Genomic DNA, 902 nt, shown 5'->3' with positions numbered 1-902 from the left:
GCCTGCGGTAGAACGCGCAGAACCAACTCAAGAAATGACACTAGTTGATACTCCAAACGCGAAAACAATCGCAGAGTTGGTTGAGCAACACGGTCTACCTATCGAGAAAACCGTTAAAACGCTATTTGTTAAGGCGTCTGACGAAATCGATGCACCAATCATTGCGTTGATCGTTCGTGGTGACCACGAGCTAAACGAAGTGAAAGCAGAAAACCTACCTCAAGTGGCTTCTCCACTAGAGATGGCATCAGAAGAAGAAATTCGTGAACTGATCGGTGCTGGCCCTGGTTCTCTTGGCCCTGTAGGCCTTGAACTGCCATTCATCGTTGACCGCAGCGTAGCAGTCATGAGCGACTTTGGCGCTGGCGCAAACATCGACGGTAAACACTACTTCGGTATTAACTGGGGTCGTGACGTTGAACTGGGTCAAGTAGAAGATCTGCGTAACGTAGTGGAAGGCGATCCAAGCCCATGTGGTAAAGGTACGCTAATGCTGAAACGTGGTATCGAAGTTGGCCATATCTTCCAACTTGGTAACGTTTACTCAGAAGCAATGAACTGTAGCGTTCTTGGCCCTGACGGTAAAAACGTAATCCTAGAGATGGGCTGTTACGGCATCGGTGTATCGCGTGTTGTTGCTTCTGCGATTGAACAGAACCACGACAAATACGGCATCATTTGGCCAGACGCAATTGCACCTTTCCAAGTAGCAATCGTGCCAATGAACATGCACAAATCTGAGCGCGTAAAAGAAGCAGCAGAGAAACTATACGCGGAACTAACTGCTATGGGCATCGAAGTTCTATTTGATGACCGTAAAGAACGTCCAGGTGTGATGTTCTCTGACATCGAGTTGATCGGTATCCCTCACACTATCGTGATTGGCGATCGCAGCATGGATG

The 902-nt window shown here is 48.2% G+C and carries 1 protein-coding gene; it reads left to right on the top strand.

What is annotated here, in order from left to right; translation table 11 throughout:
* Positions 1–902 (top strand): proline--tRNA ligase (proS, locus tag R8N49_RS25735; RefSeq protein ID WP_318190285.1); only part of this gene is annotated, 902 nt, incomplete at both ends.

Source organism: Vibrio sp. 1978, from assembly GCF_033344345.1.
The sequence above is the reverse complement of the archived record's forward strand: the minus strand, read 5'-3'. Positions and strand labels throughout refer to the sequence as shown.